Consider the following 19,586-nt stretch of genomic DNA (forward strand, 5'->3'; position numbering starts at 1 on the left):
TGTAAAACATTGAAAGACATCATGCCTCAAAACGTTTGCCGTTTCAGCTTCAATATCGCCGCATGGCAGGCCTCCTCCAACAAAATCAGTACGCCTGAGCAATGGCAGGACTGGGCGCAGGGAAAACTCGATACCGCCTCACTGCCGGAGTGCAAACCCGCGCTCTCCTTTTTACCGCCAATGCAACGCCGCCGCTTGGGAAAAGCGGCACGCTTGGTTTGCGATGCCGCATGGAATCTGGCCGACCAATATCCTGAAAGCGTCCCGGTGTACGTTTCGCACGACGGCGAAAGCAACCGCAGCTTTGAATTGTGGCAAGAGCTTTTGAACACGCATACCGTGTCGCCGACCTCATTCGGCCTGTCCGTCCACAACGCAACGATTGGGCAATGGTCGATGTTGCGCAAAGACATGAGTGAGCATACCGCGTTGGCCGTTGCCGCCGATTCCTTTGAAACCGCACTGACCGAGGCATTCGCGCTTTTGCAAGACGGCGCGCCATCCGTTTTAGTGATTGTCGCCGATGATCCTTTGTCCGAAGACTATCCCGTCCTGGCTACACGTGCGCCGTTTGCCTATGCATTGGCACTGGTGATTACAAAAGGCGAAGACTATACCTTAAGCTTGGAAACCACATCCGCAAGGCCGTCTGAATACCCTAACGATACAACAGTCGAGCCCTATTGGAGCAGCTTGGAGTGGGTACGCTTCCTGCTTTCAGACGGCCGACAACACACGCAACACTATATCGGCAGAAACTGGCACTGGCAGAAAAACACATGAAGACTTTAGACTATTTCCGTCGCTTTTTTGCCACACTCCTCGGCTTCATCCTCTTCGGCGTTGCAGGCGTATTGTTCAAAATCGCACTTTTGCCCTATACGCTCAAATCGACCAAAGGCGACATCAAACGCCAACTTGAAGCAAGGCGCATGATAGGCAAAGTTTGGCGTTTCTTTGTCGGCTACCTTCAATGGTCAGGCGTATTGAGCGTCCGCTTCAACGGCTTGGAAAAACTCGGCAGACCCGGCCAGCTCATTCTTGCCAACCATCCCTCGCTCTTGGATGTTGTTTTACTGATCAGCCACTTCCCCGACCCGAACGTGTTGGTCAAAAAAGACCTGTTGCACAACCCCAGCATGAAAAGCCAAATTATCGCTTCAGGCTACATTCCCAACGACGAAAGCATGGAAATGTTGGAAGAAATCGACGCCGTGTTCAAAAGCGGGCAAAGTATGCTGATTTTCCCCGAAGGCACGCGCACAGGTTGGGACGGACAGGTTAAAATGCACCGCGGCGCCGTATCGCTCGGTTTGCGCAGCGCATCGGTCATCACGCCCGTGTGTATCAAGATGACGCCGCCCAATTTTAAAAAAGGGCAACCGTGGTACAAAATCCCGCCGCAAAAAATTCATTATGAAATCACCGTCGGCGACGACATCCTGCCGGAAGAATGGCTGGCGGAAAAACCCCTGCCCATCGCCGCAAGGCGTTTAAACGAATACCTGCAAGACTATTTTACAAGGAAAACCACATGAGCAATTTAGAAAACCAAATCAAACAATTAATCATCGACAGCTTAGGTCTGGAAGACATTACCGTTGCCAACATCGGCAGCGAAGATCCGCTTTTCGGCGACGACGGCCTGGGTCTGGATTCGGTTGATGCATTGGAACTTGGTTTGGCCGTACAAAAAACCTTCGGCTTCCAGCTCGACGGTGAAAACGACAACCTGCGCGAAAACTTCGCCAACGTCAAAACACTGGCCGAGTTTGTCAAGAGCCGCCAAGCATAAGGGAGAGAGAAGATGACCGAACAAGAAGTACGCACCCTGCTGACCGATGCACTGGTTAACCTGTTTGAAATCGAACCGGAACGCATCAAACCTGAAACCAACCTCTACGAAGATTTGGAAATCGACAGCATCGACGCCATCGACCTTATCGACCACATCAAACGCGAAACCGGCCGCAAACTGCAAGCCGAAGACTTTCGTAATGTGCGTACCGTAGAAGACGTGGTTCAAGCGGTTTTAAAAGTACAACAAGATTCCTGATTTTGCTTTGAATCAGCATATTTTCAGACGGCCTTGTCAATCCGAAAGGCCGTCTGAAAATCAATCGCAACCATGAAAATATTAGGAAAACTCCTACTGACCCTTGCCAGCCTCGCGTATCCGCTCCTATGGTATTACGGCAGGGAAAACGGTGCATTTTTCTGGCTTGCAGCGGCCATGTGTGTGTTATGGCTGATACGCGCCACCATGCCGCAAACCACAGCACAACGCATTACGGCCATTATCCTTGCCGCCTTTTTTGCGGCGGTACTGGTTTTCAGACGGCCCGACTCGATGTATTGGTATCCCGTCGCCGTCAACGCGCTGATGCTTGCCGTTTTCGGCGGCAGCCTGTTTGCCAAACAAACGGTTATCGAACGCCTCGCCCGACTGCAACACCCCGACCTGCCGCCCGAAGGCGTGCGCCACACCCGGCGCGTTACGCAAATCTGGTGCGCGTTCTTTATCTTAAACGGCGCAACCGCCGCCATTTTGGCAGGCTTGCAATATTACGATTGGTGGGCAGCTTATACAGGCATTGTGTCGTATGTGTTAATGGGAATCTTATTTGCCGGAGAGTGGATTTATCGGAAATTGGTTTTGAAGGTTTAATCCATTAAAAATATTTCATCAATTAGACGAATAACCATAATGAAAAAAATCATCCTACTCACCCTGATTTCCTTCACATTTACCGCATGCTCTTCGACGTCTAAAACGCCTTTATCCCCTGAAGAAAAGGCGGAAGCCGAATACAAGAAAAATTATACGGAAGTTGCCAGCCACACCATCAAAACGCGCTCGGGAAACCTGACCGTCATTGACCGAATACACAATCGTTATTCTGACGATACTACAACCAGCAGCATGAATTTGATGATTATTCGGAAATCCAATACGGTAAAAGCAAGGGCTGCACAAACAGCCGTATTTACAGCAACTTTTGCATTATTCATTCTTGCCGGTAGTAGCGGTCATATTGGATATGAAGGCCCTGACCTGCTGGGCAAACACAATTTAAGCGGGAAGCCTATTAAACCGAATTTTGCGAATCCCGTTTTTGAACAATTCTCCCCCAAAGTTCGCGATTGGGCGGCAAAATGGTCATTTAAAGGCAATAGTGCCAATAAAAAACTATTTGTCCAACCGGGTCGTTTCTATTTGGTTTATGAAAAATTCAATAGACGAGACCGATTCTTTCTGAACAATGAAGTCAGCCTTTTGGTAGACGGACAAAGTGGCAAAACCGATCGCTTACTCCATTGCTTCAAAAGAAGTGAAAGCCATTCATTGGAAGAGTGGCAGGCAAATGATTACGAATTGGTACGCCAAACGACAAACAAACAATACGATGAATGCTTGGCACAACTCAAAGAAGATGCCAAAGCAAATACATCGAAATTATAAAACCTTAGAACCATCATGCACCTAACCCGAATCCTATCCCCCGACCTACCCCAGCACGACCTTATCGCCACCCATCCGAATTGGACGCGTGCTGATTTCAACCGTGCGGTTTTCCATCTGTCAGGCCGTCTGAAGCAGGCAGGCGTGCAAACTGCCGCGTTGTGGTTTGACGATGCCGCGCTGTTTGCCTGTGCCGTGTTGGCAGTGTGGCATTCGGGCGGAAAGGTTTTATTGTTGCCCAATTTGGCGCAAGACAATTTGGATTGGGGAAAAACGGCAGAAGCGTTTTTAACGAATTCAACAGATAAAAAGCTGTCTTCAGACGGCCTGAACATCTGGCACTTGCCTGATGTATTAGCTAAAACAGATTTGGAAGAGCTGGGCACCTATCCTGAAAACCATCTGATTCCCGACGATGCCGAAGCATGGCTGAAAACATCAGGTTCCAGCGGCGAAGCGCAGATTATTGTAAAAACCGCCGCGCAAATGCAGGCAGAAGCCCTGACTTTGGCAAATACGCTGCCATTTGGACAACACGGTGAAACCGTGATCGGCAGCGTCATTCCGCAACACCTTTACGGCTTCACATTCCGCTTTGCACTCGCGCTGACCATGGGTTGGACTATGGAGCGACAGCAGGCGGTTTATCCGGAAAACCTGCTTTCCAGCACGGCCGCACATGATAAAGTGGTTTGGATTGCCAGTCCGGCCGTACTCAACCGCTTGGGCGAAAACCGCAACTGGCAGAGTCTCGGCCATAAAATTGCAGGCATTGTCTCGGCCGGCGGCGCGTTGCCCGCAGCCACGGCGGATTTGCTGCAACAGGCTGCCGTCCGGCCGTTTGAAGTCTATGGCAGTACCGAAACCGGCGTGATTGCTTCACGTTGCGAACGCCAAGAATGGCAGCCTTTCAATGGCGTGGAAATCGGGCAAAACGAAGAAGGCGCACTTTGGGCTTCTTCGCCTTGGTCGCCCGAACGCCGTCAAACAGCCGATTTGATCGAGCCTCAAGATGACGGTTTCCTGTTACTCGGTCGCCAAGACCGTATTATTAAATTTGAGGACAAACGCGTGTCGCTGACCCAAATCGAACACGAACTTTTACAACATCCTTGGATTGCCGACGCCCATTGCGGCCGTCATCCGCAACATCAACGCATTGCCATATGGGCGGCATTGAACGCAGACGGTATCGCCGCCTTACGCGAGAAAGGCCGCGCTGCAGTCGCCGATACGCTCAAACGCCATCTGGCCGCCACGCAGGACACCATCGCCCTGCCGCGCTACTGGCGCTTTACCGACAGCCTGCCGCGCAACGCCCAAGCAAAAATCGCTGCGGCGGATTTTCAGACGGCCTTTACCGTTGCCCAAACTTCGCCCGTTTGGTCGAAAACATCATCTGACGATGAAAACAATACCGAAACCTTCATCGGCCGCGTGCCTTTAGATTTGGTTTATTTCGGCGGCCATTTTGCCACCTTCCCGCTGGTTCCCGGCGTGGTAGAGCTGCAATGGGTGCGCAACCTGATCGCGCCCCAGCCATGGGGCAAACATAGCATCATCCGCATCGAAAATCTAAAATATCAGCAATTTATCCGTCCTCACGATGAAGTGTCGGTAGCGCTGAAATACGATGAAGGCAAAAACAAACTGAGCTTTAAAATTAACAACGGAGAGCATCCGTGTGCATCAGGACGGATTGTCTTTGAAGCCGTCTGAATATACCTATTAACTTTTTAGTGGAAAACCAACAATATGCAACTCTTCCCTGCCCTAGAACAACGCTATTCCCACGAACACCAGTCCGCAGGCGAGGCTCAACGTCTGGCTCAAGAAATCGCTTTTGCACCGATTGTGTTCCAAGTTTCCCGCCTGATGGTGAAATTTGGCATTTTGGACCTGCTGAACGACCATCCAGACGGCCTCACTCAAGCCGAAATCGCTGAAAAAGCGAAAATCAGCAACTACGCGGCACAAGTCCTGCTGGAAGCTTCACTTTCTATCGGCACTGTCTTGACTCGCGACAACCGCTATTTCATCAGCAAGGCCGGTTGGTTTGTCCTCAAAGACAAAATGGCCCGCGTCAATATGGATTTCACGCAGGAAATCTGCTACCTAGGCATGTTTGATTTGGAAAAAACCCTGCAAACCGGCAAGCCTGAAGGCCTGAAAGTATTCGGCGACTGGCCGACCATTTACGAAGGATTGTCTTCATTACCAAGCATCGCGCAGGAAAAATGGTTTGCATTCGACCATTATTATTCCGACAACTCCTTCGCCGAAGCACTCAACACCGTGTTCGCCAAACCGGTTAAAAAACTGCTCGATGTCGGCGGCAATACCGGCCGCTGGGCGGAGCAATGCGTCAACCACAATGCCGAAGTCGAAGTAACCATCATGGATCTGCCGCAACAAATCGGCTTGATGCGCGAAGCGACCAAAGGCAAAAACGGAGCCGACCGTATCCACGCCCATCCGGCCAACCTGCTTGATCCTGAAATTCCGTTCCCAACCGGTTTTGACGCGATCTGGATGAGCCAATTCCTGGACTGTTTCACCGAAGAACAAGCCACCAGCATTCTTCAACGCGCCGCCGCGTCCATGAGCGAAAATACCAGCCTCTACATCATGGAGCCTTTCTGGGACAGACAACGCTACGAAACCGCCGCCTACTGCCTGACCATGACCAGCCTGTATTTCACTGCCATGGCCAATGGCAACAGCAAAATCTTCCATTCTGAAGACCTGATCCGTTGCGTTGAAAAAGCCGGATTGAAAGTAGCGGAAATTTCAGACGGCATCGGCCGCGGACACAGCATCTTGCGTTGCGTTAAGGCCGTCTGAACATCATCTTTATAAACCTTAAAAAGCAACCGACCCCAACAGCCATTGCAGCCATCGGGGTCGGTTTGTTTTTAGGTATCAGCCTTAAAACATCAGCCGCGCAACATCCATACTGCGCACACTAACGCAATCGCTACCAACAAAGCGGCAAGCAGTTGTCCCATTCCGGCCAATTTAGGCTGCCGAGCATCGATGGTTTTAAAGCCGTTGATCATCGGCGTAATCAAATCCTGTTTTTTCACAAAGCGATACAGCAAAACAGCCGCTATATGTACGCCCGCCAAAACAGCCAAAATATTAAAGAAATTGACATGGATTTTTCGCGCCAGCGTACCGGCGTGTTCGCTGACCAAATGATTCAAAAAACCGGAATTGGTAAACGTATTTTCATCGGCGGCAAATAAGCCTGTGGCCGTCTGAAAAACCAAGGCGGCCAATAAAGCGATGACCATCAGCGCGCCCAAAGGATTGTGGCCGACCAATTCGTCTTCAGACATTTGGCCTTGCGTGTAGCGGCGGATTTCAGAAAACGGACGCACGAAACGGCTGAATTTTGCCGTATCGCTGCCCCATATCCCCCAGCACAAGCGGAAAACCACCAAAGCCAGCATCAACAAGCCGCCGCGCAAGTGCCATACCAGCATATCGCCGCCTCGTGTGGCGCTGTACCACATAAAACCCATCAATAGCACCAAGAGCCAATGGAACAGGCGCGTAGGTGCGTCCCAAACTTTTATTTTTTGCTTCATTACCTTTTACTTTCTGATTTAAAATTAAATTCCTTATCTTGGAAGGTTACGCCATGCAGCCCATCTACACGCTTCCCGAATCGCTTCAGGCTTTTCAGACGGCCTTAGCATTTCCCGACGTATTCCGCCCCCGCGCCCAAGAATCGCACAAAGGCACATACGGCACGCTTGCCATTATCGGCGGTGCAACGGGAATGAGCGGTGCGGTGGTTTTGGCAGCCACAGTCGCCATGTATCAGGGGTGCGGCAAGGTTTGGGCGGGTTTCAACCAAGCCGCGCTGCCTTTTGCCATCATTCCCGAACGCCCTGAAATCATGCTTGCCACTGCGACCCAACTGATGGAGCGCAACGATGTCAGCGCACGGGTAATCGGCTGCGGATTCGGTTTGGAGGAATTATCAGAGCAGCTGCTGCCCCAAATCCTGTCAACACACCATGACCGGCCTTTATTGCTCGATGCAGATGCCTTGACACTGCTGGCCCGTTCTCCCGAATTGGCCGAACGCCTCAAATCGTACAAACATATCGTCCTGACACCCCATCCGGCCGAAGCCGCCCGCCTACTCGGTACCGATACTCAATCAGTTCAAGCCGACAGACAGAAAGCCGTAACCGAAATTAGCCAAAAATATGGCGCGACCATCGTATTGAAAGGCCATCATACATTAGTTGCCGCAACTGACGGCATGGTCTATACCAACACCAGTGGCAATGCCGGTTTGGCCACCGCAGGCAGCGGCGATGTCTTGAGCGGCATTATCGGCAGCCTGCTGGCACAAAGCATTCCGGCATTCCAGGCCGCTTGTGCCGGCGTTTGGCTGCATGGCGCGGCGGCCGATGTCATCAAACACAGCAGCCAAATCGAAACCGGCATGCTCGCCGGAGAAATCGCACCTGCCGCCCGATGGCTGCGCAATATTTTATCAAAAGAGTAATACCGTCTATATCATAAATACAAATTGCAGGCCGTCTGAAAATCAATCTCTATTTTCAGACGGCCTGGTTTATTTTTAAGTCATTTTGCAAATTAAGGTTAAGACGTGTATCCTTGACTTCCCTTAAAAACAACTTCACAACATATTATCATGAGTATCCTCAATAAAATCAGCAACTTTATTGGAAAAACATTTTCCCTTTGGGCGGCGCTCTTTGCCGGCATCGCTTTTTTCGCACCCGACACCTTCAAATGGGTCGGCCCTTACATTCCTTGGCTTCTGGGCATCATCATGTTCGGCATGGGCTTGACGCTCAAACCTTCCGACTTCGATATTTTGTTCAAACGTCCCAAAGCCGTCATCATCGGCGTGATTGCACAATTCGCCATCATGCCGGCAACCGCCTATCTGCTGGCCAAACTGTTGAACCTGCCTGCCGAAATCGCAGTCGGTGTGATTTTGGTCGGCTGCTGCCCTGGCGGTACGGCTTCCAATGTAATGACTTATCTGGCGCGCGGCAATGTAGCTTTGTCGGTTGCCGTTACATCGGTTTCCACCCTGATTTCCCCATTGCTGACCCCCGCCATATTCCTGATGCTTGCCGGTGAAATGCTGGAAATCCAAGCGGGCAGTATGTTGATGTCCATCGTCAAAATGGTTTTGTTCCCCATCGTTTTGGGCTTGATTGTCCATAAAGTCTTGGGCAACAAAACTGAAAAACTGACCGACGCACTGCCACTGGTTTCCGTTGCCGCCATCGTGCTGATTATCGGCGCGGTTGTCGGCGCCAGCAAAGGCAAGATTATTGAAAGCGGCCTGCTGATTTTCGCGGTTGTCGTACTCCACAACGGTATCGGCTATCTGCTCGGCTTCTTTGCCGCCAAATGGACCGGCCTGCCTTATGATGCACAAAAAACGCTGGCCATCGAAGTTGGTATGCAAAACTCAGGCTTAGGTGCCGCGCTTGCCGCCGCACACTTTGCCGCCGCGCCTGTTGTTGCCGTTCCCAGCGCATTGTTCAGCGTGTGGCACAATATCTCCGGCTCGCTTCTGGCAACTTATTGGGCAGCCAAAGCCGATAAAAATAAAGAATCCTAAACATCTTTAATCATAAGGCCGTCTGAACAGGGATAAACGAAATCAACGATTTCTGTCTTATCTGTTTAGACGGCCTTTATTTTGAAATCAAGCAGGATTATTGTTTGGCTGCTTCGATTTGGATATTGATGTTAACTTTTTTGCTCATACCGGCACTTACCAAATAATCCAAGCCCCATTTGGTACGGTCGATGGTGGTGCTGAAGTCGCCGCCGCACACTTCTGCTTTTGCCATCGGGCTTTGGTAGCAGTTGAATTTATCGGCTTTGAGTTTCACCGGCGCAGTTTTGCCGTTCATGGTCAGATTGCCGTCAACGGAAAGCAGTTTTTTGCCGTTGAAATTGAATTTGGTAGATACAAAACGGATTTCAGGGTATTTGTCCGCGTTGAAAATATCGGCAGATTTCAAGTGTTGGGTAAAGTGGTCAGAACCGGTTTGCAGTTTGGACAAAGGCAATACGATATCGATAGAGCCTTGGCGTTTGACGCGGTCAAATTCCAAATTGCCGGTCAAACCATAAATACCGCCGACGTTGGTGCTGGTGTTGAAATGGTCGATGGCAAAGCGGGCATTGGCATGAAATTCGTCCACTTTATAAACAGCGGCAGACGCAGCAGAAGCCAACATGGCCGAACACAATGCAAACATGATTTTTTTCATCGTCTTATCCTTAAAAGTGTGAGAAGTTCCCTATCATATCACTTTTTGATGCCAACATCTTTTGCAACTGAGAAAGACAGCGTTTCATCTTAAGAAAACTTCAGGCCGTCTAAAGAAGTGAGCAGCAAATTCAGGTGAAGCAAACACAGTTTAGTTTTATTACAAAATAGCGTGCTTCATTGCTCGTAATTGGTATAAAATACCGAGTTATTTCTACAACGGGCCGCCAAACTACCAGCCTATTTCAGACGGCCTCAGCATAAAACAAAGGAACAAAAATGCCTGAATACCGCTCCAAAACCTCTACCCACGGCCGCAATATGGCAGGCGCGCGCGCATTGTGGCGTGCGACCGGCGTCATGGAAACCGACTTCGGCAAACCGATTATCGCCATTGCCAACTCCTTCACCCAATTCGTCCCAGGCCATGTGCACCTGCACAATATGGGCCAACTGGTTGCCCGTGAAATCGAAAAAGCCGGCGGCATTGCCAAAGAATTCAACACCATCGCCATTGACGACGGTATCGCCATGGGCCACAGCGGTATGCTCTACTCCCTGCCCAGCCGCGACCTGATTGCCGACTCCATCGAATACATGGTCAACGCCCACTGCGCTGACGCACTGGTGTGCATTTCCAACTGCGACAAAATCACCCCGGGAATGCTGATTGCCGCCATGCGCCTGAACATTCCGACCATCTTTGTTTCCGGCGGCCCAATGGAAGCCGGTAAAGTTATCGGTGTGGCCAATATTCAGCCCGAGCGTCGTTTGGACTTGATTGACGCCATGATCGAATCGGCTGACGACAATATCAGCGACAAACAAGTCGAAGAAGTCGAGCAAAACGCCTGCCCGACCTGCGGCTCCTGCTCCGGCATGTTTACCGCCAACTCCATGAACTGCCTGACCGAAGCGCTCGGCCTTTCCCTGCCGGGCAACGGTTCTTATCTGGCTACCCACGCAGGCCGCAAAGAATTGTTCCTCGAAGCCGGCCGCATGATTGTCGAAATCACCAAACGCTACTACGAGCAAGACGACGAAACCGTACTGCCGCGCAGCATCGCCACTAAAAAAGCGTTTGAAAACGCCATGACCATGGACATCGCCATGGGCGGTTCCACCAACACCATCCTGCATTTGCTCGCCGTCGCCAACGAAGCCGGTGTCGATTTCAAAATGGCCGACATCGACCGCCTGAGCCGCGTTGTACCTTGCATCTGCAAAACCGCGCCAAACAATCACGACTACTACATGGAAGACGTGCATCGCGCAGGCGGCATTTTCGCCATCCTGAAAGAATTGGACAAGGCAGGTAAACTGCACACCGACGTGTATACCATCCACGCGCCGACCCTGAAAGATGCGATTGAAAAATGGGACGTGACCAACCCTGAAAACACCCACGCCATCGAGCGTTTCAAAGCCGCTCCCGGCGGCGTGCGCACCACTCAGGCGTTCTCGCAAAACCGTATGTGGAAAACCCTCGACCTCGACCGAGAAAAAGGCTGTATCCGCGATGTCGAACATGCCTACTCGCAAGACGGCGGTTTGGCAGTATTGTTCGGTAATATCGCCGAGCGCGGTTGCGTGGTAAAAACCGCAGGCGTGGACGAGAGCATCCTCAAATTTACCGGCCGCGCCCGTGTATTTGAAAGCCAAGAAGACGCAGTCGAAGGCATTTTGGGCAACCAAATCGTCGCCGGTGACATCGTCATCATCCGCTACGAAGGCCCTAAAGGCGGCCCGGGCATGCAAGAAATGCTCTACCCGACTTCTTACCTGAAATCCAAAGGTTTGGGCAAAGAATGCGCCCTTCTGACCGACGGCCGCTTCTCCGGCGGTACTTCCGGCCTGTCCATCGGCCATGCTTCGCCTGAAGCGGCAGAAGGCGGCGCCATCGGTTTGGTACACGAAGGCGACACCATCGAAATCGACATTCCAAACCGCAGCATCCACCTTGTCATTTCCGATGAAGAGCTTGCCGCACGCCGTGCCGAGATGGAAGCACGCGGCAGCAAAGCATGGAAACCGGAAAACCGCGACCGCTACGTCTCCGCAGCCCTGCGTGCCTACGGCGCGATGGCGACTTCCGCCGACAAAGGCGCAGTACGCGACGTATCGCAAATCGAACGTTAATTAACCTGACTTTAAGGCCGTCTGAACGCTTTCAAGTGTTTCAGACGGCCTTCATTCAAACGGACCAATATGGACAAATTCATTTTAGCGATGATCGGCATGGCCATTGCCCTGCTAATTATTATTGGCGGCGGGTTTATCGCTGTCGAATATTTCAAATCCCATCCTGAAGCATTCCAAGTCAAACCGCCATCAAAATAATCATTCAGCGGCATGAGTCTCAAGAGGAAAGAGCCACAGCTCAAGGCCGTCTGAACGCAGCATATATAATGAAACACATTCTTTACTGGCTGGGCGGTTTTGCCGTCGCCCTCGGCATATTCCAATACTACGAAACCCATCGCTATTCCGAAGACCAGCTCATCTACGCCCAACCGCCGCAAAATCGTACTGCCGTTGCCGATTTTGACGCCTTGGCGTATTTAAACTTCCTCCGCGCCTCAGCCAACCTGCCCGCACTGGCGCACTCGGCCACACTCGAACGCGCCGCGCGCAATCATGCCCGCTATCTGCTGCAAAACCCTGACGACGGTCATGACGAACACAATACACGCAATCCCTTTTACACAGGCCCACGCCCATCAGACCGCACGCGCAAAGCCGGTTATGCCTATAAAGGCGTACACGAAAACGTCAGTACCGGCCAGCACCAGCCAAACGAAAAAATCAACGACCACCTGCCTGCCCAACATCAGCTGGACAATCTGATGACGGCGATTTACCACCGTTTCTCCTTGCTCGATCAAAATATCGACGAAGCCGGTGCAGCATTTGAATCTCAAGGCAAACAAATCGCGTTGAGCATCAATCAGGGCGACAGCAGATTCAACAGCCTCTGCCAAAAAAACCGCCCATTATCCGACCTCAGCCGTTCGTTTTATCAAGATGCCTGTCATGGTCATGCCATTGTTTATGCGGACGAAATTTCCAACCGCAAATTCCGGCCTTACATCACCTATCCGCAAGGCAACTTCGCCTTGCCGGTTTTCCACGGCGAGCGTCCCGACCCTATGCCGCATTATGAAATGACAGGCAATCCGGTCAGCATCGCGTTCTCAGAACAATCGCCCCCGGTCAAAATGCGTTCGTTCAAACTGTATCAGGACAAAAAAGAAATCAGAGACGTCAAAATCTTAGATAAAGATAATGACCCAAACCGCCTCCTGACCGACCGCCAATTTGCGCTGTTTCCTTTACAGCCCTTGGAATACGATACCGACTACCGTGCCGTGTTCGAATACCGTCAAAACGGAAAAAACAGAACGACCGAATGGACATTCAGCACGCAAAAACCCGATTATCCTTACTTCATCGTCAAAGGCGGCGAAACGCTGGCCATCGAATCCGGACAAAAATATTTTATCCATTGGCAGGATTTTTGGTGCTTGAAACAATGCGAACGCTACAACTACCGCATGAACCGCGACACCCAACTCGACATTATCGAGCGGCAGGCCGGCGGTATCATTATCCGTGTCAACGGAAGCAAAGGCAGCAGCATCCGCTTAATGCCCGAAGGCGAAGACAGGCGCGCCATTACGCTTTATTTATGGAAATAAAGCCGTTTTCAGACGGCATGAAGCACCAAAAAACTGATAAAATACCGCCTCATCACCCTACGGCAAGCCATCCAATATGACCAAACATCCGCAAACAGCAGCCAATACCCGCTATGCCTTTGCCAGCATTGCCGCCATGTTGGCCGCGTTTTTACTGTTCGTTGCCGTGATGTTGCTGCCCTTGGGGCTGACGGCGGACACACAAGTGAGCCTGATACGGTTTTCACTCTACGCAATCGTGCTGTTTGCTGTACTTGGCGGTATTTTTTCTGTACGCGTTGCCTATTTGCGTAAAAAGAACGGAGCATGACATGACCCAAGCCGATAAAATTCCACAAGAAATCCGCCTCCAAAAAGAACGGCGCGTACTGACTTTGGTCTATGTTGACGGTGCCAAGAGCCTTCCTGCCGAATACCTGCGCGTGTACTCGCCCAGCGCGGAAGTGCGCGGACACGGTGCCGGTCAAGATGTATTGCAAACAGGCAAAGCCGAAGTCAGCATTACCGATTTAGACCCCGTTGGTCAATACGCATTGAAAATTACTTTTTCAGACGGCCACGACAGCGGCCTTTACGACTGGGACTATCTCTACCGACTGGCGCACAATCAAGATGCGCTTTGGCAAGACTATCTCGACCGCCTCGAAAAAGCCGGTGCGTCTAGAACGCCAAGTGCCGAAGATTTAAAACCCAAGCACACGCATTCCTGCGGTAGCGGCGGTTGCGGCGGAAAGGCCGTCTGAAAAAAGGCGAGACCGTAAGCTTGGATGACGGAAGGACTATTGACGGCAAAGCGTTCCTCTCTCCGCCCAAAAAAGGCCGAAAAGTGGCCATCTTCGGCGATACCCAAGCCCGTCCGCAGGCAGTGTGCGTCGCGCAAAACGCAGACGTTTTGGCGCATGAAGCAACCTTTACGGCAGGCGATGAAGAGACAGCGGAACGAGTGTTCCATTCAACCGTAGCCGATGCCGCCAAGCTGGCTTTGCAGGCCAATGTGCAACAACTTTACCTGACCCACATCAGCGCACGTTATACCGAAGAAGAACAACGCCTGATGCTGGAACGGCAGGCACAAACTATATTTCCCGCGTCGAAAGTGGTTGGCGATTTCGACGTATTCGATATCTGAATCCGTATTATTTTAAGAAGGCAGACACTATGAGCGACCACAAAACCCATTTCGGCTTCACTACCGTTGACGAAGACGAAAAAGCAGGCAAAGTTGCCGAAGTCTTCCACTCCGTGGCAAAAAACTACGACATTATGAATGACGTAATGTCCGGCGGTCTGCACCGTGTTTGGAAACATTTCACCATCAATACCGCCCGCCTGAAAAAAGGCGACAAAGTATTGGATATCGCCGGCGGTACTGGCGATTTGTCCCGAGGCTGGGCAAAACGCGTGGGCAAAGAAGGCGAAGTTTGGCTGACAGACATCAACTCCTCCATGCTGACGGTCGGCCGCGACCGCCTGCTCAACGAAGGCATGATTCTGCCCGTATCGTTGGCAGACGCTGAAAAATTGCCGTTCCCCGACAACTATTTCAATCTGGTTTCCGTCGCATTCGGCCTGCGCAACATGACGCACAAAGATGCCGCGCTGAAAGAAATGTACCGCGTATTGAAACCGGGCGGCACCCTGCTGGTGTTGGAATTCTCCAAAGTGTACAAACCTTTGGAAGGCGTGTACGACCTCTACTCTTTCAAACTGTTGCCGATTATGGGCAAACTGATTGCCAAAGATGCCGACAGCTACCAATACCTCGCCGAGTCCATCCGTATGCACCCCGACCAAGAAACCTTGAAACAAATGATGCTGGATGCAGGCTTCGACAGCGTGGATTACCACAACATGAGCGCAGGCATCGTCGCCCTGCATAAAGGCGTGAAATTCTAAGGCCGTCTGAAACAAACACAAAGGGCGTGATTGATAGACACGCCCTTTGTTTTTAAACCTTACCCAAGCCAATCTGACACAAACCAAAGGCCGTCTGAACAGCCGTAAAACGAAATCAAGGATTTCGGTTACACCATTCAGACGGCCTTAATATGTTCAAATCAGCTTATTTTCCTGCTTTCACGCTTTGCCATTGGCGGACCATAAATTTCAACGCCGCCGGTTGAATAGGCACCATGATAAAGCTGTTTTTCAAATCCTCGTCAGTCGGGAAAATCGTATTGTCGTTTCTAAACTCTTCATCCATCAGCTCCTGAGCCGGTTTGCTGGACGGCGCATAAGTAACAAAATTGCCGTTTTTCGCCGCAACTTCAGGATCTAAGAAATCATTGATATATGCATGGGCATTGGCCACATGTTTGGCATCTTTCGGAATCACAAACGAATCCACCCAGATCCCCACGCCCTCTTTCGGCATCATCACACGGATTTTTTCCTTGCCGCCCGCTTCTTCGGCACGACGTTTGGCAATGTTCAAATCGCCGCCAAAGCCAATCGTTACGCAAGTATCGCCGCGCGCTAAATCATCGATAAAACCGGACGAAGTAAAACGCTTGATGTACGGACGGTTTTTCTTCAAGACTTCCGTAGCCGCCTTAATATCTGCCGTTTCGCTACTGTTTGGATTTTTACCCATATAGTTCAACACCATAGGATAAATCTCCGCCGCGCTGTCCAAATAGCTGATGCCGCATTGTTTAAGTTTGGACGTGTATTCGGGGTTAAACACCAAATCCCATTGATTGTCCGGTAGTTTGTCCGTACCCAAAGCCTTTTTCACGCGCTCGGTATTGATGGCGAAAGTATTAGTCCCCCAATAAAATGGAACGGCGTATTCGTGATTCGGATCAACGCCTTCCATCAGCTTCATTAATTGTGGATTGAGATTTTTATAGTTGGGAATCAGGGATTTGTCGATTTTCTGATACGCACCTGCCTTAATCTGCCTACCGACAAACGCATTGGAAGGACCCACGATGTCGTAACCCGACTTGCCGGTCAATACCTTGCTCTCCAGCGTTTCATCGCTGTCATATACATCATAAGTTACTGAGATACCGTGTTTTTTCTCAAACGCAGCAACCGTCTCGGGATCGACATATTCCGACCAGTTGTAAATGCTCAATACCTTTTGATTATCAGTTTGCGCCGCCTTGTCGGCAGAAGTTTTGTCCGAGCCGCCGCAGCCGGCCAGCGCCAGCGCAGTCAGTACGATGAGGGGCAGATGTTTGGTCATTATCATTCCTTGCGTATCCGGTTGAAAATAGAGAGGCATTATAAAGCAGGCAAGCCGGGGCGGATAGGCTTCATTGCTAAAAGATATCGACCCGCTTGAGGCCGTCTGAAAGACAGCTTGCCGCCAACTTAAAACCTTTCTGCCGATAGCTTGAAATATGGTTTTGCGGTAAGATAACGCCCATTCGTTTTTAATCTCAACGCGCCGTCCGGGCCGTCTGAAATCTTTGTACAAAATTTTATCGAGACATTATGAAAACCACCGAACTACGCCAAAAATTCCTGAAATTTTTCGAATCTAAAGGCCACACCATCGTCCGCTCTTCCTCGCTCGTGCCACACGACGACCCGACCCTGCTGTTTACCAACGCAGGCATGAACCAATTTAAAGACGTATTCCTCGGCTTTGACAAACGCCCCTACAACCGCGCCACTACCGCGCAAAAATGCGTACGCGCAGGCGGCAAACACAACGACTTGGAAAACGTCGGCTACACCGCCCGCCACCATACCTTCTTTGAAATGATGGGCAACTTCTCCTTCGGCGACTACTTCAAACGCGATGCCATCCACTTCGCTTGGGAATTCCTGACTTCCCCCGAATGGTTGAACATCCCTAAAGAAAAACTGTTGGCGACCGTTTACGCAGAAGACGATGAAGCCTACAACATCTGGCTGAACGAAATCGGCATGTCTGCCGAGCGCATCGTCCGCATCGGCGACAACAAAGGCGCGAAATACGCATCCGACAACTTCTGGCAAATGGGCGACACCGGCCCTTGCGGCCCTTGCTCCGAAATTTTCTACGACCACGGCGAAGAAATCTGGGGCGGCATTCCGGGCAGCCCTGAAGAAGACGGCGACCGCTGGATTGAAATTTGGAACTGCGTATTCATGCAGTTCAACCGCGATGAACAAGGCAATATGAATCCGCTGCCTAAGCCTTCCGTCGATACCGGCATGGGCTTGGAGCGCATGGCCGCCGTCATGCAACATGTTCACAGCAACTACGAAATCGACTTGTTCCAAGACCTGCTCAAAGCCGTTGCCCGCGAAACCGGCGCGCCATTCAGCATGGACGAGCCGAGCCTGAAAGTAATTGCCGACCACATCCGCTCCTGCTCATTCCTGATTGCAGACGGCGTATTGCCTTCCAACGAAGGCCGCGGCTACGTATTGCGCCGCATTATCCGCCGTGCCGTGCGCCACGGTTACAAACTGGGTCAAAACAAACCATTCTTCCACAAACTGGTGGCCGATTTGGTCAAAGAGATGGGCGATGCCTACCCTGAATTGAAAGAAAAACAAGCTCAAATCGAAGAAGCGTTGAAAAACGAAGAAAGCCGTTTTGCCCAAACTCTGGAAACCGGTATGGCTTTGTTGGAAAACGCATTAGCTAAAGGCAGTAAAAAACTCGACGGCGAAATCATCTTCAAACTCTACGATACCTACGGTTTCCCATACGACTTGACTGCCGACATCTGCCGCGAACGCAATATCGAACTGGACGAAGCAGGCTTCGAGCGTGAGATGGAAGCCCAACGCGCACGCGCACGCGCCGCACAAAGCTTCAAAGCCAACGCCCAACTGCCTTACGAAGGTCAGGACACCGAGTTTAAAGGTTATAGCGAACGCCAAACCGAATCCAAAGTCCTCGCCCTCTACAAAAACGGCGAGCAAGTCAACGAATTGAACGAAGGCGACGAAGGTGCCGTCGTTATCGACTTTACCCCGTTCTATGCAGAATCCGGCGGTCAAGTCGGCGATGTCGGCTATATCTTCGCAGGCGAAAACCGCTTTGAAGTACGCGATACCCAAAAAATCAAAGCGGCCGTATTCGGTCAATTCGGCGTACAAACTTCAGGCCGTCTGAAAGTCGGCGACAGCGTTACCGCCAAAGTGGATGACGAAATCCGCAATGCCAATATGCGCAACCACAGCGCGACCCACTTAATGCACAAAGCCCTGCGCGATGTATTGGGCGAACACGTTGAACAAAAAGGCTCTTTGGTTACCGCCGAATCCACCCGTTTCGACATTTCCCATCCTCAAGCGGTAACTGCCGAAGAAATCGCCGAAGTAGAACGCCGCGTCAACGAAGCCATTTTAGCCAATGTTGCCGTCAACGCCGCCATTATGAGCATGGAAGACGCACAAAAAACCGGCGCCATGATGCTCTTCGGCGAAAAATACGGCGACGAAGTCCGCGTACTGCAAATGGGCGGTTTCTCTACCGAATTGTGCGGCGGTACACACGTTTCACGCACCGGCGACATCGGCCTCTTCAAAATCATCGGCGAAGGCGGTATTGCCGCAGGCGTGCGCCGTATCGAAGCCATCACCGGCCTGAACGCACTCAAATGGGCGCAAGAACAAGAACGCTTGGTTAAAGACATTATTGCCGAAACCAAAGCCCAAACTGAAAAAGACGTACTGGCAAAAATCCAAGCAGGCGCAGCACACGCCAAAGCATTGGAAAAAGAGTTGGCAAAAGCCAAAGCCGAACTCGCCGTCCACGCAGGCGCCAAACTCTTGGACAACGCAAAAGATTTGGGCGCAGCCAAACTCGTTGCCGCACAAATCGAAGCCGATGCCGCAGCCCTGCGCGAAATCGTGACCGACTTGACCGGCAAATCAGAACAAGCCATCGTATTGCTCGCCGCAGTCAACGACGGCAAAGTCTCCCTGTGTGCAGGCGTATCCAAACCGTTGACTGGCAAAGTCAAAGCAGGCGATCTGGTTAAATTTGCAGCCGAACAAGTCGGCGGCAAAGGCGGCGGCCGACCGGATTTGGCACAGGCGGGAGGGGCGGATGTTTCCCAAGTCGGCGCGATGCTGAATTCAGCAGAAGGCTGGGTTAGAGAGAAGTTAGCTTAATTCTTTGATTAAATAAGAAAGGTCGTCTGAATTATTTCAGACGACCTCTGTTATAAATTGTTTGAAGGTA

The 19,586-nt window shown here is 51.2% G+C and carries 21 protein-coding genes; 18 read left to right on the plus strand and 3 right to left on the minus strand.

The annotated features are described in order from the left end of the window. Positions 1 to 21 precede the first annotated feature (21 nt). From BBP27_RS04360 to BBP27_RS04395, 8 genes are all read left to right on the plus strand, one after another. The gene (locus BBP27_RS04360; RefSeq protein WP_070608824.1) at positions 22 to 783 is read left to right on the plus strand and encodes a beta-ketoacyl synthase chain length factor; all 762 of its coding nucleotides are present in this window, start codon (positions 22 to 24) and stop codon (positions 781 to 783) included. Continuing rightward, positions 780 to 1,538 carry a lysophospholipid acyltransferase family protein gene (locus BBP27_RS04365; protein ID WP_188211942.1) on the plus strand — a complete coding sequence of 253 codons (759 nt, stop codon included), beginning with the start codon at positions 780 to 782 and terminating at the stop codon, positions 1,536 to 1,538. Before BBP27_RS04360 ends, BBP27_RS04365 begins: the two co-directional genes overlap by 4 nt. Beyond that, the gene (locus BBP27_RS04370; RefSeq protein ID WP_070829942.1) at positions 1,535 to 1,795 is read left to right on the plus strand and encodes a phosphopantetheine-binding protein; all 261 of its coding nucleotides are present in this window, start codon (positions 1,535 to 1,537) and stop codon (positions 1,793 to 1,795) included. Before BBP27_RS04365 ends, BBP27_RS04370 begins: the two co-directional genes overlap by 4 nt. A gap of 12 nt (positions 1,796 to 1,807) precedes the next feature. Continuing rightward, positions 1,808 to 2,056, plus strand: a complete 249-nt coding sequence (locus BBP27_RS04375) for an acyl carrier protein (protein ID WP_003680823.1) — start codon at positions 1,808 to 1,810, stop codon at positions 2,054 to 2,056. A gap of 72 nt (positions 2,057 to 2,128) precedes the next feature. Next, a complete protein-coding gene (locus BBP27_RS04380) occupies positions 2,129 to 2,668 on the plus strand; it encodes a COG4648 family protein (protein WP_070829943.1) in 540 nt (179 codons plus the stop codon). A gap of 39 nt (positions 2,669 to 2,707) precedes the next feature. Then, positions 2,708 to 3,463: a hypothetical protein gene (locus BBP27_RS04385; RefSeq protein ID WP_070829945.1), complete on the plus strand. Its 756-nt coding sequence runs from the start codon at positions 2,708 to 2,710 to the stop codon at positions 3,461 to 3,463. Between the two features lie 15 nt (positions 3,464 to 3,478). Continuing rightward, entirely contained in the window at positions 3,479 to 5,182 is a 1,704-nt protein-coding gene (locus tag BBP27_RS04390; protein ID WP_188211941.1) for an ApeI family dehydratase, read from the plus strand. A gap of 36 nt (positions 5,183 to 5,218) precedes the next feature. Beyond that, on the plus strand, positions 5,219 to 6,307 hold the full coding sequence (locus BBP27_RS04395; RefSeq protein WP_049344231.1) for a FlxJ family methyltransferase: 1,089 nt from the start codon (positions 5,219 to 5,221) through the stop codon (positions 6,305 to 6,307). 92 nt (positions 6,308 to 6,399) lie between these two features. Here BBP27_RS04395 and BBP27_RS04400 read toward each other — a convergent pair whose 3' ends face one another. Then, positions 6,400 to 7,056, minus strand: coding sequence for a cytochrome b/b6 domain-containing protein (locus BBP27_RS04400; RefSeq protein ID WP_188211940.1), 657 nt, complete (start codon positions 7,054 to 7,056; stop codon positions 6,400 to 6,402). Between the two features lie 53 nt (positions 7,057 to 7,109). On the opposite strand from BBP27_RS04400, the gene BBP27_RS04405 reads away from it, so the two are divergent. Together BBP27_RS04405 and BBP27_RS04410 are read left to right on the plus strand one after the other, a co-directional pair. Continuing rightward, positions 7,110 to 7,991, plus strand: a complete 882-nt coding sequence (locus tag BBP27_RS04405; RefSeq protein ID WP_188211939.1) for an NAD(P)H-hydrate dehydratase — start codon at positions 7,110 to 7,112, stop codon at positions 7,989 to 7,991. A gap of 150 nt (positions 7,992 to 8,141) precedes the next feature. Next, positions 8,142 to 9,089, plus strand: coding sequence for a bile acid:sodium symporter family protein (locus BBP27_RS04410; protein ID WP_003746401.1), 948 nt, complete (start codon positions 8,142 to 8,144; stop codon positions 9,087 to 9,089). Positions 9,090 to 9,186: 97 nt separating this feature from the next. Here the strand turns inward: BBP27_RS04410 and BBP27_RS04415 are convergent, their stop codons facing one another. Then, positions 9,187 to 9,750 carry a YceI family protein gene (locus BBP27_RS04415; protein ID WP_188211938.1) on the minus strand — a complete coding sequence of 188 codons (564 nt, stop codon included), beginning with the start codon at positions 9,748 to 9,750 and terminating at the stop codon, positions 9,187 to 9,189. 278 nt (positions 9,751 to 10,028) lie between these two features. On the opposite strand from BBP27_RS04415, the gene ilvD reads away from it, so the two are divergent. From ilvD to ubiE, 7 genes are all read left to right on the plus strand, one after another. After that, positions 10,029 to 11,888, plus strand: coding sequence for a dihydroxy-acid dehydratase (ilvD, locus tag BBP27_RS04420; protein ID WP_070615262.1), 1,860 nt, complete (start codon positions 10,029 to 10,031; stop codon positions 11,886 to 11,888). Between the two features lie 69 nt (positions 11,889 to 11,957). Then, positions 11,958 to 12,089, plus strand: coding sequence for a hypothetical protein (locus BBP27_RS04425; RefSeq protein WP_265511162.1), 132 nt, complete (start codon positions 11,958 to 11,960; stop codon positions 12,087 to 12,089). A 68-nt stretch (positions 12,090 to 12,157) separates the two neighbouring features. Next, positions 12,158 to 13,447, plus strand: a complete 1,290-nt coding sequence (locus BBP27_RS04430) for a CAP domain-containing protein (protein ID WP_188211937.1) — start codon at positions 12,158 to 12,160, stop codon at positions 13,445 to 13,447. Between the two features lie 76 nt (positions 13,448 to 13,523). Continuing rightward, positions 13,524 to 13,757, plus strand: a complete 234-nt coding sequence (locus BBP27_RS04435; protein WP_003679719.1) for a hypothetical protein — start codon at positions 13,524 to 13,526, stop codon at positions 13,755 to 13,757. Between the two features lies 1 nt (position 13,758). Continuing rightward, the gene (locus BBP27_RS04440; protein ID WP_003746392.1) at positions 13,759 to 14,190 is read left to right on the plus strand and encodes a gamma-butyrobetaine hydroxylase family protein; all 432 of its coding nucleotides are present in this window, start codon (positions 13,759 to 13,761) and stop codon (positions 14,188 to 14,190) included. A 20-nt stretch (positions 14,191 to 14,210) separates the two neighbouring features. Continuing rightward, positions 14,211 to 14,576, plus strand: a complete 366-nt coding sequence (locus BBP27_RS04445; RefSeq protein ID WP_223168946.1) for an MBL fold metallo-hydrolase — start codon at positions 14,211 to 14,213, stop codon at positions 14,574 to 14,576. A 29-nt stretch (positions 14,577 to 14,605) separates the two neighbouring features. Further along, entirely contained in the window at positions 14,606 to 15,343 is a 738-nt protein-coding gene (ubiE, locus tag BBP27_RS04450) for a bifunctional demethylmenaquinone methyltransferase/2-methoxy-6-polyprenyl-1,4-benzoquinol methylase UbiE (protein ID WP_003746386.1), read from the plus strand. Positions 15,344 to 15,509: 166 nt separating this feature from the next. Here ubiE and BBP27_RS04455 read toward each other — a convergent pair whose 3' ends face one another. Further along, the gene (locus BBP27_RS04455) at positions 15,510 to 16,640 is read right to left on the minus strand and encodes a polyamine ABC transporter substrate-binding protein (protein WP_070849824.1); all 1,131 of its coding nucleotides are present in this window, start codon (positions 16,638 to 16,640) and stop codon (positions 15,510 to 15,512) included. A 251-nt stretch (positions 16,641 to 16,891) separates the two neighbouring features. Between BBP27_RS04455 and alaS the strand changes: the two genes are divergently transcribed. Next, positions 16,892 to 19,516, plus strand: a complete 2,625-nt coding sequence (gene alaS, locus BBP27_RS04460; RefSeq protein WP_188211936.1) for an alanine--tRNA ligase — start codon at positions 16,892 to 16,894, stop codon at positions 19,514 to 19,516. Positions 19,517 to 19,586: the final 70 nt, after the last annotated feature.

Origin of the sequence: Neisseria sp. RH3002v2g (assembly GCF_014596425.2) — a bacterium.
In the GTDB taxonomy this organism is placed as follows: Bacteria; Pseudomonadota; Gammaproteobacteria; order Burkholderiales; family Neisseriaceae; genus Neisseria.